13 protein-coding genes and 1 riboswitch are annotated in these 15218 nt (G+C 59.7%); of the genes, 6 read left to right on the top strand and 7 right to left on the bottom strand.

Annotated elements, in window-relative coordinates; translation table 11 throughout:
- Positions 1 to 49 precede the first annotated feature (49 nt).
- From DBY73_RS00480 to DBY73_RS00470, 3 genes are read left to right on the top strand one after another with little or no spacing between them, the layout of a single operon-like run.
- On the top strand, positions 50 to 1060 hold the full coding sequence (locus DBY73_RS00480) for an ABC transporter substrate-binding protein (protein ID WP_220092918.1): 1011 nt from the start codon (positions 50 to 52) through the stop codon (positions 1058 to 1060).
- Between the two features lie 2 nt (positions 1061 to 1062).
- Positions 1063 to 2091, top strand: coding sequence for an iron chelate uptake ABC transporter family permease subunit (locus tag DBY73_RS00475; protein WP_112009277.1), 1029 nt, complete (start codon positions 1063 to 1065; stop codon positions 2089 to 2091).
- A 2-nt stretch (positions 2092 to 2093) separates the two neighbouring features.
- Positions 2094 to 2849 carry an ABC transporter ATP-binding protein gene (locus DBY73_RS00470; protein ID WP_181573183.1) on the top strand — a complete coding sequence of 252 codons (756 nt, stop codon included), beginning with the start codon at positions 2094 to 2096 and terminating at the stop codon, positions 2847 to 2849.
- 61 nt (positions 2850 to 2910) lie between these two features.
- Here the strand turns inward: DBY73_RS00470 and DBY73_RS00465 are convergent, their stop codons facing one another.
- The 5 genes from DBY73_RS00465 to DBY73_RS00445 form a co-directional block, all read right to left on the bottom strand.
- A complete protein-coding gene (locus DBY73_RS00465) occupies positions 2911 to 3414 on the bottom strand; it encodes a DedA family protein (protein WP_112009275.1) in 504 nt (167 codons plus the stop codon).
- A gap of 72 nt (positions 3415 to 3486) precedes the next feature.
- A complete protein-coding gene (locus DBY73_RS00460; protein ID WP_112009274.1) occupies positions 3487 to 4806 on the bottom strand; it encodes an FAD-binding oxidoreductase in 1320 nt (439 codons plus the stop codon).
- 258 nt (positions 4807 to 5064) lie between these two features.
- Positions 5065 to 5742, bottom strand: a complete 678-nt coding sequence (locus tag DBY73_RS00455) for a GntR family transcriptional regulator (RefSeq protein ID WP_112009273.1) — start codon at positions 5740 to 5742, stop codon at positions 5065 to 5067.
- A 68-nt stretch (positions 5743 to 5810) separates the two neighbouring features.
- Positions 5811 to 7310, bottom strand: coding sequence for an aldehyde dehydrogenase (locus DBY73_RS00450; protein ID WP_112009272.1), 1500 nt, complete (start codon positions 7308 to 7310; stop codon positions 5811 to 5813).
- Positions 7311 to 7319: 9 nt separating this feature from the next.
- Positions 7320 to 8222: a dihydrodipicolinate synthase family protein gene (locus DBY73_RS00445; protein ID WP_112009271.1), complete on the bottom strand. Its 903-nt coding sequence runs from the start codon at positions 8220 to 8222 to the stop codon at positions 7320 to 7322.
- Between the two features lie 383 nt (positions 8223 to 8605).
- On the opposite strand from DBY73_RS00445, the gene yddG reads away from it, so the two are divergent.
- The gene (gene yddG, locus DBY73_RS00440) at positions 8606 to 9523 is read left to right on the top strand and encodes an aromatic amino acid DMT transporter YddG (protein WP_112009270.1); all 918 of its coding nucleotides are present in this window, start codon (positions 8606 to 8608) and stop codon (positions 9521 to 9523) included.
- A gap of 246 nt (positions 9524 to 9769) precedes the next feature.
- Positions 9770 to 11155, top strand: a complete 1386-nt coding sequence (locus DBY73_RS00435) for an MFS transporter (protein ID WP_112009269.1) — start codon at positions 9770 to 9772, stop codon at positions 11153 to 11155.
- A gap of 31 nt (positions 11156 to 11186) precedes the next feature.
- Here the strand turns inward: DBY73_RS00435 and DBY73_RS00430 are convergent, their stop codons facing one another.
- A complete protein-coding gene (locus DBY73_RS00430) occupies positions 11187 to 12200 on the bottom strand; it encodes a helix-turn-helix domain-containing protein (RefSeq protein ID WP_112009268.1) in 1014 nt (337 codons plus the stop codon).
- Positions 12201 to 12530: 330 nt separating this feature from the next.
- Positions 12531 to 12702: riboswitch (M-box (ykoK) riboswitch) on the top strand.
- Positions 12703 to 12762: 60 nt separating this feature from the next.
- Here DBY73_RS00430 and DBY73_RS00425 point away from each other — a divergent pair.
- Positions 12763 to 13764 carry a magnesium transporter gene (locus tag DBY73_RS00425; protein WP_112009267.1) on the top strand — a complete coding sequence of 334 codons (1002 nt, stop codon included), beginning with the start codon at positions 12763 to 12765 and terminating at the stop codon, positions 13762 to 13764.
- A gap of 47 nt (positions 13765 to 13811) precedes the next feature.
- Here DBY73_RS00425 and DBY73_RS00420 read toward each other — a convergent pair whose 3' ends face one another.
- Entirely contained in the window at positions 13812 to 15203 is a 1392-nt protein-coding gene (locus DBY73_RS00420; protein WP_112009266.1) for an APC family permease, read from the bottom strand.
- Between the last annotated feature and the right edge of the window lie 15 nt (positions 15204 to 15218).

Here is a 15218-nt window from a genome sequence, read left to right as displayed (position 1 = left end):
ACAGGCAAATGCAATATTGTTATGGTATAACATTACAATGAGTGAAATGATGAAACCGACCCTCCCATTATTGCTGTCTTTACTGCTGTCGCTTCCCCTGGCTAACGCCGTTGCCGACGGCTATCCGCTAACGATTGAAAACTGCGGCGTGAAAGAAACCTTTACCCACGCCCCTTCACGCGTGGTGACAATTGGTCAGCACGAAACGGAGCTGCTTCTGGCGCTGGATCTGCAGGATAAGATTGCGGGCACCGCGGTCTGGTTTGGCCCCTTGCCGGATGACTTGAAAGCCCAGGGGGCAAAGCTGAAGCGGCTGGCGGAGAATGCCCCCGGATTCGAAGCCGTTGCGGCCCAGCGTCCTGAGCTTGTTCTTGCTCAGTACAGCTGGCACGTTGGCCCGCAGGGAGAGGTCGCCACGCGTCAGCAGTTTGAGCAGCTGGGCATCAGAACCTGGATCTCGCCCGCCGACTGCACGGCCAAAAGCGTCACGGCGGCCTCCAACGGCGACGGCGCGCGCTCAAAACCTTACTCCATCGATATCATCTTTGATGAAATCACGGCGCTGGCGCGCGTGTTTGACGTGCCCGCGCGCGGCGAGGCGCTTAAGCAGAAGCTGTCTGACCGCATTAGCGCCGCGCAGCAGCACGTTCCCGTCCAGCCAAAAGCGCCGCTTAAGGTGGTTTACTGGTTTTCAAGCAGCCGCCTGAAGGGCGATCCGTGGATAGCAGGCAGTAAAGGCGCACCGGGCTGGATCAATAAGACGCTCGGCCTGAACAACATCATCGATTCTGATGAAGAGTGGCCTGCGGTGACCTGGGAACATATCGTGAAGTCTCAGCCTGATATTATTGTTATCGCGAGTATGGAAAGACGGCTTTACCCCGCCGACGACGTTGCGACGAAAAAACGTTTCCTCGAAACCGATCCCGTGACGCGCGAAATGCCTGCGGTCAGGCAAGGGCATATCGTGGTGGTTCCGGCCATGTCGCTGAATCCCTCAATGCGTAACGTAGAAGCCGTCGAGCTGATTAGCCAGCAGATTAACGCGTTCGCGCCTTAAAGATGACCGACCAATCCGTTTATTACTGGCGTACCGGCCTTCTCATTTTCTGCGGGATCCTGAGCCTGCCGGTCATGATGGCCCTTGCCGCGGCAACCGGCGATATACCGATAGGTTTCGCCACCGCCTTTCGCGCAATGACTAATGGTCTGGGCCTAACACACTTCAACCTGCCTGCGGTCGAGGCCGGGATCGTCTGGCAGTACCGCATGAGCCGCGCGCTGATGGCCGCCAGCTGCGGTGGCGGGCTGGCGCTATGCGGGCTGGTTTTGCAGTCGCTGTTGCGTAATCCGCTGGCCGATCCTTACCTGCTGGGCATCTCTGCCGGAGCCTCGACCGGCGCCGTCAGCGTGATGCTGCTGGGTATCGGCAGCGGCGCAATCACGATCGGAGCCGGGGCGTTTATCGGAGCCTGTACCGCGTTTATGCTGATCGTCGCGCTATCGGGCGGAATGCGCGGCAATACGGCGCGCATTATTCTGGCCGGTATCGCCGGCACGCAGCTGTTTAACGCGCTAACGTCGTACATTGTCAGCACGGCGGCCAACGCCGAGCAGTCGCGCGGGGTGATGTTCTGGCTGCTGGGCAGCCTGAGCGGCGTACGCTGGCCCGACGCGCTGCTGTGCTTCGCTGTCGTCGTCCTCGGGCTGCTGATTGTGATTTGCTACGGCCGCTCGCTGGACACCTTTAACGTCGGCACGGACGTCTCCGCGACGCTTGGAACGCGCGTGATGCAGGTCCGCGTGATTTTGCTGCTGACTACCGCACTAATGACGGCGGTCATCGTCAGCGCCATCGGCGCCGTGGGCTTTGTCGGGCTGGTCATTCCGCACGTCACCCGCATGATCGCCGGACATCGCCATCTGCTCACGATCCCCGTCGCGTTTCTTGCCGGATGCCATTTTATGATCCTCGCAGACCTGATCTCACGCACCCTGATTAGCCATCAGGTATTGCCGATTGGCGTCGTCACGGCGCTGGTGGGCGCGCCTGTTTTTGCCATGATTTTGTACCGCAACCGGGAGAAATGATAATGCACGTGGTGATTGATAAGCTGAATGTGACGCTCCAGGCCCGCCGGGTGCTATCTGATATCAGCTTTGCCGTGCAGCGATCGCACACGGTAGGGCTACTCGGTCCCAACGGCTCCGGAAAATCCACGCTGATCCGCGCGATGGCTGGCGTCCAGCCCTGCGCGTATGCGGGCGTGAAAATGGGCGGCACGCCGACGGGCCACCTGAGCCCGCGCCAGCGTTCCCGCACGCTTGCTTTCGTGCCGCAGCACGCGGAGGCAGAGGGGGAGATGAGCGTAATGGATATTATTCGCCTCGGCCGCACGCCGCATCGCAATGCCTTCACGCCGTGGCGGCAGGCTGATGAGGATGCGGTTCAACAGGCGCTTTCGATGATGAGGCTTGGCGATTTGGCCCACAGAGCCTGGCAGCGTCTGTCGGGCGGCGAGCGTCAGCGCTGTCAGATCGCCCGGGCGCTCGCCCAGCAGCCGGACATTCTGCTGCTGGATGAGCCGATTAACCATCTGGATATCCAGTTCCAGCTGGAGCTGATGCGCCTTATTTCCGCGCTGCCGTTGACCGTGATTATGGCCTTGCACGATCTGAATCTGGCTGCAAAATATTGCCAGCATCTGGTCGTGCTGCATGAAGGCCGCGTGGCGGCGTCCGGTGAGCCTGCCGCCGTGCTTACGCCGGAACTGATACAGTCCACCTGGCAGGTCGATGCGACCATCTCACGAACGTCGCAGGGAATGATGAATATCCAGTACGCCTGAAAGGGGGCGGCGGAGAAACCCCGATCAACTCCGTCGCCGACATGCCCGCTGCTGGCGCGCCTCAGAAAGCGCTAATCCCCGTTACGGCTCCGACATACAGCGCGGCCCATACGCAGGCGGAAATCAGGCTGATGACATAGACCTTTACCGCGCTAAGCCTCAGCATTCCCGCCGCCAGCGGCACGATATAGCGCAGTACCGCCAGAAAGCGCGCGGTGAACAGCACCAGCACGCCGTTTTTCTGCAGCTGGTTTTGCACCCGCAAAAATGCAGCGGCATGTTTTGCGGTGAGCCGCGCAATGGTTCGCGTGTTCCCCATCCGCTGGCCGATGTGGTAATTCAGCACCGAGCCGGCCGTTGCCCCCAGCACCACCGCCAGCCACGCCAGCCCCGGATGCAGGCTGGAAAGGCCGGCGGTAACCCCCGCGATGAGCATCACCGAAGCGGGCGGGAGAACGGAAGAGACCAGCACCGTCGACTTACACAGCGCCGTTAAAAAGAGCAGCGCGAAGAGGTGCGTCGGATAGAGCGCAAAATGATTAAGCAGATTGTCCAGCCACGCCATGCGCCGCTCCGGTTCGTTGTTTCGTCGGTCCTGCTATTAGAAACGAACGCGCCTGAATGGCGTCTAAACCGCTTACACCTCCAGCCCCGCCCGGTACTGCCCCCACTTCAGCACCGAATTGACGCCCACGGAGAGGAACGGCTCCGGCGGGGTCTTATTCGGCCCCGGCGAGGCGGCGAGAAAATCAATCAGCTCATTGCGCTCGCCGGCAATCATATCCGCCAGCAGCTTGCCGGTTGCCGTGCCGCGGGTGATCCCCAGGCCGTTGCAGCACAGCGCGCCATAAACGTTCGGCGCAAGCTGGCCGAAGAAGCCCTCGTGATTCTCCGACAGGCAAATCGCGCCGCTCCAGGAGTATTCGAAATCCACCTGGTGTAGCGTCGGGAAGCGGCGCTCAAAGGATTTACGGTGGTTGGCGATAAACCGCTTCAGGTGGTGCTCGCGCGGGCGGCCATCCGGATGGAAGCTGAAGCTGTTGCGCACCAGGATGCGGTTGTCCACCGTCCGGCGCACGGTGCTGCCAAACGGATGCGCCGGGATCACGCCCCAGACCGGCTTGCCGCCCAGCTGAGACTGCTCGTCTGCGGTGAGCGGCCGCGTCAGGCTGCCGTACAGGAAGGTCGGCAGCAGCCGCCCGCGCAGAAAGCCAAAGTGCGACGCAAAGGCATTGTTCGCCAGGATCAGCGTATCCGCCGTGATGCTGCCTTTATCGTGCAACAGCGTCACTTTATCGCCGTAGTTAATCGAGGTAATGGGCGTGTACTCGTAGAGCGTGACGTTCGCGGGCAGGCTGTTTGCCAGCCCCTTTACCAGCGCCGACGGTTGCAACAGCATCGTGCCGGGAATATAGAGCGCCTGCTTGTAGTACGAGGTGCCGATGTGGTCGGGAAGATCCTTACCCGCAATCATCTGCGTTTCCCGGCCGATCTTCTCCAGCCCCCTGCGGTAGGCTTCCAGAATCGCGATCCCCTGCTCCCCTACCGCCGCCTGGTATTTCCCGGACTCGGACATCTGGCAGGCAATGCCGTGCTCCTGAACAACCTCGCGCAGATAGTTTTGCCCCAGCGTGTTGAGCCGGAGGATCAGGTTTGCCGTTTTGACATCGCCGATGTAGTCCTTCGCCCCAATGTCGTGCGGGACGTCGATGGCAAAGCCCGCGTTGCGCCCGGACGGGCCAAAGCCCACCTCCTGCGCCTCAATCAGGACAATTTCATCATCAGGGAAATTCAGCGCCATCTGGCGGGCGGCGGCAAGCCCGGTTAATCCGGCTCCAACGATTGCCCAGCGGGCGTGCTTTTGCCCTACATGGGCAGGACGAGGGATGCGCGATGGACTGGTGTGATACCACCCTGGCAGGGCGTCATCGGCAGGCAGTGAGGTGATCTTTTGCACGTGATTTACTCCGGTACGCTGTCATTTTTTCTTTTCGCTTACGACGACTAAGCGTTGCTGAAATCATGGTAGCCAGACCCGGAAAACGAATACGTGATGTATATCTCATGTATACAACAAGTATAAAAATAGTTAAATCCAGGTTAATAAAGACGTGAGAAAGCCCCCGGCGAGCGGCGAGCAAAGAGTGGTCATGCGGTGTAAAACGCCCGCCGGCGAACGCCGCGGGCGAAACGTCAGGCGATCGTAATCAGTTGGCTAAACGCGCTCATCGGCCTTAAGCCCCTGCGGCGCGATGAAGATCTCCATGTTCTCCCGGGACAATTCCCAGTGTTCAAATACCAGGTCCACCACCTTCTGCTCGTCGCGCGCGTCCAGCGCGGCGATAAACGCATCGTGATGGTCGGCGGACAGCTGTAGCCGCCGCTCCATGTCCTCATTCTGCGGGCGGAAAAAGGTATGGCCGATCCGGCAATGGTCAATCAGCAGGCGGCCAAGGCTCGGCTGCAGATAGGGGTTCGCCGCCATCTCGCCCATGATCTCGTGAAAGCGGTTATTCTCCAGCGCCAGCGCTTCGGCGTCATGGTTCTGCACCGCTTTGCGAAAGCGCTTTTGCGTCTCTTTAAGCGCCTTTAGCTGCGCAGGCTTGTAGTGCTGCACCGCAAGACGCCCCACCGCAGCATAGATCATCGGGGCCACGAGAAAAAAGTTGCGCAGCGTGGCGTGGCTCATGGGGATCACCCTGACGCCCCGCTTTTCGACAATCTCGAGGTACCCTTCCCCCGCGAGGCGCTGAAACACTTCGCGCACCGGAGTGCGCGACAGACCGTACTGCGCCGTCAGGCTGGCTTCATCCAGCAGCGCATCGGGATCCAATTCCATCGTCAAGATAAGCCGCTTGAGATCTTCATACAGCGCGGCTTTGCCCGTTCTCATTATCGCCTCCAGAAACTGCCTGTAATGCTGATTAACCTACAGATAAAGGCGCGCGACGGCAAATTCTCTCAGGCATCCTCGTCAGGAACGTCAATCCAGATTGTTTTCAGCTCGGTGTACTGATCGAGCGCGAAGGCGGATTTATCGCGCCCGCCAAAGCCGGACTGCTTGTAGCCGCCAAACGGCGTCGTGGCGTCGCCTTCCCCGAAGCAGTTCACGGTCACCGTCCCGGCGCGGATGGCGCGGGAAACGCGAACGGCGCGGTTGAGCCTGCCGGTGTAGACCGACGCCGCCAGTCCGTAAGGCGTGTCGTTGGCCAGCGCGACCGCTTCGGCTTCGGTTTTAAAGGTCGTCACGCACAGAACCGGGCCGAAGATCTCCTCGCGGAAGAGCGCGCTTTCCGGCGTCACGCCGTCGATCACCGTCGGCTGAACGTAAGCCCCGAGCTCCGTGCCGCCGCCGTGCAGCACGCGCAGCCCTTCCTGGCGCGCAATATCGAGATAGTCGCTCACCTTGCTGAAGTGTTCCGGCGAGACCATCGTCCCCAGACGGTTATTCGGATCGAGCGGATTGCCCATCGTCCAGCCGCCGATCTGCTTGGCCATCTCCGCCAGCAGCGCCTCTTTCACCTCTTCCTGCACCAGCAGGCGCGACGTGGCGGAGCAGTTTTCGCCCATGTTCCAGAACGCGCCGTTAAGCACATGCCCGGCAACCGCGGCGATATCGTCGGCATCGTTAAACACCAGCGCCGGGTTTTTGCCTCCGCACTCCAGTACGATCTTTTTCAGGTTAGATTCCGCGGCGTAGTGCAGAAAGCGGCGCCCGGTCGCGGTCGACCCGGTGAAGCTGACCATGTCGATGTCGGGATGCAGGCCAATCGGTTCACCGACCGCCTTTCCTGTTCCGGTGACGATGTTCAGCACGCCCGCCGGAACGCCCGCTTCATGCGCCAGTTCCGCCACGCGCAGCGACGTCAGCGAGGTCTGCTCTGCCGGTTTCACCACCACGGAACAGCCCGCCGCCAGCGCCGGACCAATCTTCCAGGCGAGCATCAGCAGCGGGAAGTTCCACGGCAGAACGCAGCCCACCACGCCAATCGGCTCACGAACCACCAGCGCCAGCGCGCTGCCCGTTGGCGCGGTATGGTCATACAGCTTGTCGATGGCCTCCGCGTGCCACTTCAGAACGTGAATGGTTTCCGGCACGTCCACCGCCAGGCACTCGCTGAACGGCTTGCCGCTGTCGAGGCTTTCCAGCGCCGCCAGCGGCTCACGCTCCTGCTCCATCAGCGCCGCCAGCCTGAGCAAGACCGCCTTGCGCTCGCCGGGAGCCAGACTGCGCCAGCTGCCGGCCTCGAACGCATCACGCGCCGCGCTGACCGCCGCGTTCACGTCGCGCTCATCGCAGGCGGCGATAGCGGTGATGGGCTCACCGGTCGCCGGGTTATGGGTCATCAGGGTTTCACCTGAACGAGCCGCGGTAAAAGCGCCGTTGATAAAGGCCCTGTTCGGGATCTGAAGATCGTTCGCAAGGCGCGTCACGTCCCCGAGCGTCTGAAGCTGTTTCATTTTTCCTCCTTACGCCGACGCTGCCGCCGCCACGTTGCGTTTAACGTCGGCAATCACCGCCTTCAGCTGCGCTTTTTCCTGTTCATCGAGATCCTGCAGCGGAGCGCGAACCTGGCCGGACGCCAGGCCGTTAAGCTCGCAGCCGTATCGGATGGACTGCACAAACTTGCCGCCGTCGAGGAAGTTCATCAGCGGCATCATGGCCGCCATGATTTTGCGGCCTTTGTCGAAGTCTTTTTCCACCACGCAGGCTTCATACAGCGCCACGTGTTCGCGTGGAATAAAGTTCGATCCGGCGCAGACCCAGCTTTGCGCGCCCCAGGCGAAGAACTCCAGCGCCTGATCGTCCCAGCCGCAGGAGAGCGCAATGTTCGGGAAGGTGCAGGCCAGCAGGTGCAGGTTGTTGAAATCTCCGGAGCTTTCTTTGATGGCGACAACGTTTGGTGAGCGGCTCACCTCGCGGAAGTAGGTTTCGCCCATGGTGATCCCCATGCGGCCCGGGTAGTTGTAGAGCATGATCGGCAGCTGGGCGGCTTTATCGACCGTCAGCGCGTGGTGGGCGTTTTCCAGCTCGGTCGGCAGCGCGTACGGCGGCGAAGTGACCAGAATCGCATCGGCCTTGATTTCGCGGGCGTGCTTCGCGTAATCCACCGCGTCCTCGGTGCGTATGGCCCCGGTGCCGACAATCAGCGGCAGGCGGTTGCCAATGACCTGGCGCGCGCGCTCGGCCAGCGCCTTGCGCTCCTGCGCGCTTTGGGCATAGTACTCGCCCGTCGAGCCGCCGATGATGATGCCGTGCACGCGGGCCTCAATCAGGCTCTCCAGCACCTCGGCGAAGCGCGCGAAATCAATGCTGCCATCGGCCGCGTAAGGGGTAATTGCCGGGGTGTAGATACCTTCAAATGTGAACACGTTAACCTCCAGATAAATGCGCGACCACAGGGTCGGTACGGCAGCACGTCAGCTGCGTTTGTTAAAAATTTGCACACTGGCGTGAAGGAGGTCAACGAATGAATATTTTTTGTATACATTAAAAATACAAAGTTAATACGCTTTAATAGTAGATTTCTACATTAGCAATCATTAAAAATATTTAATATCAATAAGTTATTGATTGATTTTTTTCGTAGTAATTTTATACATGATTTCAGATAGCGATCACATTCCGGAATGATGGGCTCCTGAGACGTATTTACAGCGTCCCGACGGCGGCATAGTTTTAAGAAATATATTTAACCAGATTTTAACAGTCAGCCGATCCGGTTGTGATTGAAATGTAAACAGAGGTACAGGGTATGCCGCAGAATAAAGCCACGCTCATCGGGCTGATCGCCATCCTGCTGTGGAGCGCGATCGTTGGGCTGATCAAAAGCGTGAGCGAAGGCTTCGGGCCGGTGGGCGGCGCGGCGCTGATTTACAGCTGCAGCGCGGTGCTGCTGTTGTTCACCGTTGGCTTTCCGAAGCTGCGGCAGTTTCCGCCGAGCTACCTGATCCTCGGCAGCCTGCTTTTTGTTTGCTATGAACTTTGCCTGTCCCTGTCGCTGGGCTTTACCCATTCGGGCCGTCAGGCGATTGAGGTCGGCATGGTGAACTATCTCTGGCCGAGCATGACTATTCTGCTGGCGGTGATCGTCAACCGGCAAAAGACTAGCCCGCTGATTATTCCGGGCGTGATCCTGGCGATAGCCGGAATATGCCGGGTATTGGGCGGTGAACAGGGATTCTCCTTCAGCGAAATGAGCCGCAACGTGATGGAAAACCCGCTCAGCTATGGTTTGGCCTTTACCGGCGCCATTATTTGGGCCATATACTGCGTGGTCACCAAAATAATCGCCAAGGGCAGCAACGGGATCACCTTATTCTTTATTTTAACCGCCCTGACCTTATGGATTAAATATCTGACGTCGCCGCAGCCGGAATTTGTGCTCTCCTGGCACGCCTGGATAAGCCTGCTGCTGGCCGCCATCGCGATGGGCTTTGGTTACGCCGCCTGGAACGTCGGTATTCTCCACGGCAACGTGACGGTGCTGGCCGCCGCCTCGTATTTTATTCCGATTATCTCGGCGGTGCTCGCCGCGTTTATGCTGAACTCACACCTGACGCTCTCCTTCTGGCAGGGCACCGCCATGGTGAGCCTGGGGTCGCTGATGTGCTGGTGGTCTACCCGCAGCGTGGCCGCAAAGAAATTACCCGTTACTCATGAAGGCAAGTAAGACATTAATAATAAAAAAACATCTTATCCGACCATCCTGCACCGGAGGAGTATTAATAATGAAAGTCCCTCAATAACAGAAAAGCGTTTTTATTCATAACCCGTTATTTATTTTACCTGACCTACATTTATACCGTAATCGTTTGATTAACGGCACCGTCTGCGTGCGCCTGTAATAAGCCTCCATCGCTTTTAAGGACTGTTACAGCCGTTAATTCAACGACGTCGGGGAAAGACAGGAGTTACCATGTCAAAAACTATTTCTGTAGAAGATGTCCCCCTTAACCGCTTCCACCGGCTTTTGACCGTGCGCTCGGGCGGCGGCTCCTTTGTTGATGGCTACGTGCTGAGCATCATCGGCATCGCGATGATGAAAGTCTCTCCCGCGCTGGGCCTGAGCGCCTTCTGGGAGGGGCTGATCGCCGCCTCGGCGCTGATCGGCATTTTCTTCGGCGGCTTTATCGGCGGCGCGCTGACCGACCGCCTCGGCCGCCGCGTGCTCTATTTCGTGGGCCCTACGCTGTTCGTGGTCTGCTCCGTGGCGCAGTACTGGGTGCAGAGCGGCGAAATGCTCTTTGCCCTGCGCTTTATGAACGGCGTGGCCGTGGGAATTGAATACCCGGTGGCAACCGCCTTCCTGGTGGAGTTTCTGCCGAAGAAAAACCGCGGGCCCTGCCTCGCCACCCTGACCATTCTGTGGTTCGCGGGGGCGGCCACCGCCTATCTGACGGGCGAAGCGATCCTCCGGTTTGGCGGGCCTGACGCCTGGCGTCTGACGCTGGCCAGCACCGCCGTTATTGGCGTCCTGCTGTTTCTGGTGCGTCTGGGTACCCCGGAATCGCCGCGCTGGCTGATGAGCAAAGGCCGCCACGCGGAGGCCGAAGCGATAATTCGCCGCGTCTACGGCCCCGGCTTTGGTCTGGATAACCTGCCCGTGCAGGCCGAGAGCAAAAACCTCTCCTTTGCCAGCCTGCTGCATTCCGGCTACGGCAAGCGGATGGCGTTCGTCACCGTCTTCTGGACCTGCTCCGTCATCCCGGTTTTCGCCGTGTATGCCTTTGCGCCGAAGGTGCTGGACGCGCTGCACCTGACCGGCGGCTGGGCATCCTACGGCTCGGTTGCCATTACGCTGCTGTTTGTCGTCGGCTGCGTTATCGCCACTCGCCTGGTCAACGTTCTCGGCCGCCGCAGGCTGCTGCTGCACAGCTTCCTGTGGTCAGGCCTGGCGCTGCTGCTGTTAGGGCTGCTGCGCGACGGCCCCTCTGCGCTGATCCTGCTGATGTTTGGCCTGTACGCCCTGTTCATCGGCGGCGCGCAGGTGCTACAGCTGGTCTACCCTAACGAGATTTTTCCCACCGAGATCCGCGCGGGCGCGGTCGGCGTTGGCACCTCGCTGTCGCGCATTGGCGCAGCCGTGGGGACCTGGCTGGTGCCGGTATCGCTGCAAAGCCTGGGCATCGGCCCGACGATGTATATTGCGGCGGCCATCACCTTCTTTGGCCTGGTGGTGTCGTGGTTCCTCGCGCCGGAGACCACGGCCCGCAGCCTGGAAGAGGCCGCATCGCTTGAGGAGACACCTCCGCGCGACAGGGTGTCTATGCAGGCGGCGATGCCGAAACGGCAGAGCTTCTAACGCGTTATGCCAGGCCGCGCCGCGCCTGGCCTTATTCCCTCACCAGCTTCTCGACCTCCCTGCGCCGCTTGCGAAACGAGCTGGGCGTTTCGCCGTACTGCTTGCGAAACCACGCAATCAGATGCGAGGCGTCCGAAAAGCCGGTGGCGGCGGCGATGGCCGTGATGCTGTTGCTTGAGTCAGCCATCAGCTTGCGCGCCTGTTCAAGACGCAGGGTGCGCCAGTACACGGCCGCGGAATGGCCGGTACACTGGGTAAAGATCAGGTTCAGCTGGCGGAAGGTGACGCCCGCAAATTCCGCCACCTCGCTCAGCGGGATCGGTGAATCGAGGTGGTGCTTCATAAAGCCAATCACCCTGCTTACCAGCTCGTTTTCATACACGTCCGGGGCGTTGAGCGGGACTTTTTGCTTCGTCCTTCTGGCGGGCTGGGGGGCATCGTCCACCAGCAGATATTTTAGCACCTTCTGGGAGCGAACCAGCCCGCAGTGCTGGCGGATCAGGTCGGCGGCAAGATCGATCGCCGTGCCGCCGGGACAGGAGATTATCCCGCCGTCTTTAATGTAGGTTTTATCGATGACCGGGATCGCCTTCGGAAAACGCATCCGAAACTCGTCGCGGGTGGTGAAGTGGATCGCGCAGTGACGCCCGTCCAGCAGCCCGGCGTTACCGGCCACAAAGGCGCCGCTGCACAGGGTGATAATCGGGATATTTCTCGCGTGCAGGTCGCGCAGCGCCTGCAGCAGCCAGCGCGGCGGATGGCGCGTCTCTTCGAGCAGCCCGCCCGCCACCACAACGTAGTCCCACTCCTTGCTGAAATCGAGCGTCGCCGTCGGGGAAACCGGCAGGCCGCAGCTGGCCGTGACCGGCTGGTTATCGCAGGTCATCCACTCCCAGCGGCAAAATATCTGGCGGCTGGAGAAAGATTCGTCCGCCGCAAAGCGCAAAGACTCCACCAGCCCGGCGACGGAAGCAAGGGTGAACTGGGGCATCAGCAGAAAGCCGATGGTCAAATCCGGCTTCGGCCCGGCGTCGTATAGGGGCATTACGCTGGCTCCTCGTCATCTCAAAATCAGAGTTTGAGAGTAAACTATAACCCTGAACGGACTGTATCGCATTCGACAGGCTGTTTCCACGCCGGGCCTGAGGCGTGCCGCATGAGACGTTATCTGCACGCCTCTTTTGCCCTGGGTTATCCCGAGGCAATTCGCCAGCGCGTGCCGGATAACGAATAGCGGAATAACCAGCGGATTTCCAGAGGCATTATTAAACCGTTGGTCAATAAACGCATAAAATATATTCTCTTAAACGTTCCTTAAACATTATTTAGATTCCGCGGCACCCGGAAAAAAAATGCGTATTATTCCCCTCGTTTACAACGATCTCGTTATGGCGAGGCTCCTGTACAAATACACGTTATCGCTCTGGTGGGTTCGAGAGAACCGGCACAGGGTAAAACAGGCACTGTCGAATCAAGGCTTTGTCAGTATAACTTCCTCATTTAAGGATACGGTGTACAGTGCTGAACCCAGGACGTGGGGATCTCCTCTACGATATGCCCTGTCTTGCTCGCCCCTGAGAGATTTTATTATTCAAAGGGAATTCACTATGTCTTTCGCTATTCACAATCAGAATCCGGCATTCATCGACAGCGCGATCGCGCAATATATGAATACCGATTTCATCGTTATTGATATTTCACTTTGCGTGGCGCTGGCGCGCGAGCAGTTTTTTGAGAAATTAAAAAGCGACGATATTCCTTCGCATATTTTCATCGAGGACAGTGGCCGTCTGGCGGGCATGATTGCCGTGCGCAAACTGCTGCAGGAAACGGATGCGGTACAGCCCGTTAAGGCGCTGATGATTTCCCATTTTATTCAGGTGAAACCGGAAGATAAGCGCGCCGACGTGGCCAGGCTGCTGGCCCACGGCGAGGCGGACGTGGTGCCGGTGGTTACGCACGGCAAGCTGGTCGGCTGCCTGACCGAGCGCGAAATCGCCCACCTGCTGGAAGATGACGTAACGGAAGATGCCCAGCTGCAGGGGGCAACGCTGCCGCTGGAAAAGCCCTATCTGGAAACCAGCCCGGTCAGCCTGTGGAAAAAGCGCTCCGTCTGGCTGCTGCTGCTGTTTGTCGCGGAAGCCTACACCAGCTCCGTCATTCAGCACTTTGAAGAGGCGCTGGAGTCCGCCATCGCGCTGGCGTTCTTTATCCCGCTGCTGATCGGCACCGGGGGGAACAGCGGCACGCAGATCACCTCCACGCTGGTGCGCGCCATGGCGCTGGGCGAGGTGGGGCTAAAGGACGTGGGCCGCGTGCTGCAAAAGGAGATGACCACCTCGTTTATGATTGCGGTGACGCTGGGCCTGGCGGGCTGTTTCCGCGCCTGGATGATGGGGATTGGGCTGGAGATCACGCTTATCGTCAGCCTGACGCTGATCTGTATCACCCTGTGGAGCGCGATTGTGTCGTCGATCATTCCGATGGTGCTCAAGCGCTGCGGCATCGACCCGGCGGTGGTATCCGCGCCGTTTATCGCTACCCTTATCGACGGTACCGGGCTGATCATCTACTTCAAGATTGCCCAGTACACGCTCGGCCTGTCATAAGACTGACGCGAGCCTCTCTAAGCGCGGGAGGCTCGCGTCGTTGCCGGCTAGGATTCCCAGGCCTGCTCCGTTTTGCCCGCGGCAAACTGCGGCGGCGGCCTGCGGAAGCGGCGGGTCAGGTACGTGAGGTAAAGCACACCGAGAGAAGCCCACACCAGGCCCAGCGTCAGCGAGGTGGCCTCCAGGTTGATCCACAGCACGCCGACCGTCACCGCACCGATCATCGGCAGCAGCAGGTAGTGAAAGCGGTCTTTCCACGTTTTGTTATAGCCCTTGCGGCGCCAGAAGTGGTTAAAGACCGACAGGTTCACAAAGGTAAAGGCCACCAGCGCGCCGAAGTTGATCAGCGCCGTCGCGGTTACCAGGTCGAAGAACAGCGCCGACAGCGCAACCACGCCAACCATGATCACGTTCAGCGCGGGGGTGCGCCACTTCGGATGAACGTAGCCAAACACCCGCTCCGGGAAGACGTTATCGCGCCCCATCACGTACAGCAGGCGCGACACGCTGGCGTGCGAGGCCAGCCCGGACGCCAGCGTATTCACAAAGGTGGTGCAGAGGAAAATGGACTGGAACAGCTTGCCGCCGACGTACAGCGCTATTTCCGGCAGCGCCGCGTCCGGGTCCTTAAAGCGGCTGATGTCCGGGAAGAACAGCTGCATAAAGAACGACGCAATGATGAAGATCAGCCCCCCGTACAGCGCGGTCAGGAAAATCGCTTTCGGGATAACCTTCCCGGCGTTCGGCGTCTCCTCGGAGAGCGTGGTCACCGCGTCAAAGCCGAGGAACGAGAAGCAGACGATGGTCGCCCCGGTGATAATCGGAATTAAGTGCGCGTTCTGGCTGATAAACGGCTGAAGCGACCAGACGGTGCCCACCCCCTCGCCCTTGTGCAGCCCCTGCACCACCAGCACCACGAACACCACCATGATCGACACCTGCACCAGCACGAACAGGGTATTAAAGTTCGCCACCAGGCTCACGCTCTTGAGGTTCGCCAGCGTCAGGATGGTCACGAAGGTGACTACCCAAATCCACTGCGGCACGTCCGGGAACATCGCCGCGAGGTAGATTTTCGCCAGCAGGACGTTAATCATCGGTAAAAAGAGATAGTCCAGCAGCGACGACCAGCCGACCATAAAGCCCACGTGGGGGCCAATCGATTTTTGCGCGTAGGTATAGGCCGACCCCGCCTCCGGGAACTGGCGCACCAGCTTGCCGTAGCTAATGGCGGTGAACAGCACGCCCGCCAGCGCCAGCAGATAGGAGGCCGGCACGTGACCGTTGCTGATGCCGGAGACGATCCCAAAGGTGTCAAACACCGTCATCGGCGTGAGATAGGCCAGGCCCATCATCACCACCTGCCAGAGCTTGAGCGATTTACGCAGCCGGGGTTTTTCCGCGGCGGCCGGAACGTTGAGAGAGGTGTTAGTCGCCATAGGCCAGCCCTCCCG

This window comes from Enterobacter sp. RIT418 (assembly GCF_003057745.1).
In the GTDB taxonomy this organism is placed as follows: domain Bacteria; phylum Pseudomonadota; class Gammaproteobacteria; order Enterobacterales; family Enterobacteriaceae; genus Enterobacter.
Note: the sequence above shows the minus strand (reverse complement) of the source record. Positions and strands in the feature narration are given on the sequence as shown.

Excerpts from the sequence above, each read along its gene's own strand:
- DBY73_RS00425 (WP_112009267.1), top strand. The coding sequence starts at position 12,763 with ATGTCTTTCGCTATTCACAATCAGAATCCGGCATTCATCGACAGCGCG.
- DBY73_RS00470 (WP_181573183.1), top strand. The coding sequence starts at position 2,094 with ATGCACGTGGTGATTGATAAGCTGAATGTGACGCTCCAGGCCCGCCGG.
- DBY73_RS00480 (WP_220092918.1), top strand. The coding sequence starts at position 50 with ATGAAACCGACCCTCCCATTATTGCTGTCTTTACTGCTGTCGCTTCCC.
- DBY73_RS00455 (WP_112009273.1), bottom strand. The coding sequence starts at position 5,742 with ATGAGAACGGGCAAAGCCGCGCTGTATGAAGATCTCAAGCGGCTTATC.
- DBY73_RS00475 (WP_112009277.1), top strand. The coding sequence starts at position 1,063 with ATGACCGACCAATCCGTTTATTACTGGCGTACCGGCCTTCTCATTTTC.
- DBY73_RS00420 (WP_112009266.1), bottom strand. The coding sequence starts at position 15,203 with ATGGCGACTAACACCTCTCTCAACGTTCCGGCCGCCGCGGAAAAACCC.
- DBY73_RS00465 (WP_112009275.1), bottom strand. The coding sequence starts at position 3,414 with ATGGCGTGGCTGGACAATCTGCTTAATCATTTTGCGCTCTATCCGACG.
- yddG (WP_112009270.1), top strand. The coding sequence starts at position 8,606 with ATGCCGCAGAATAAAGCCACGCTCATCGGGCTGATCGCCATCCTGCTG.
- DBY73_RS00435 (WP_112009269.1), top strand. The coding sequence starts at position 9,770 with ATGTCAAAAACTATTTCTGTAGAAGATGTCCCCCTTAACCGCTTCCAC.
- DBY73_RS00450 (WP_112009272.1), bottom strand. The coding sequence starts at position 7,310 with ATGAAACAGCTTCAGACGCTCGGGGACGTGACGCGCCTTGCGAACGAT.
- DBY73_RS00430 (WP_112009268.1), bottom strand. The coding sequence starts at position 12,200 with ATGCCCCTATACGACGCCGGGCCGAAGCCGGATTTGACCATCGGCTTT.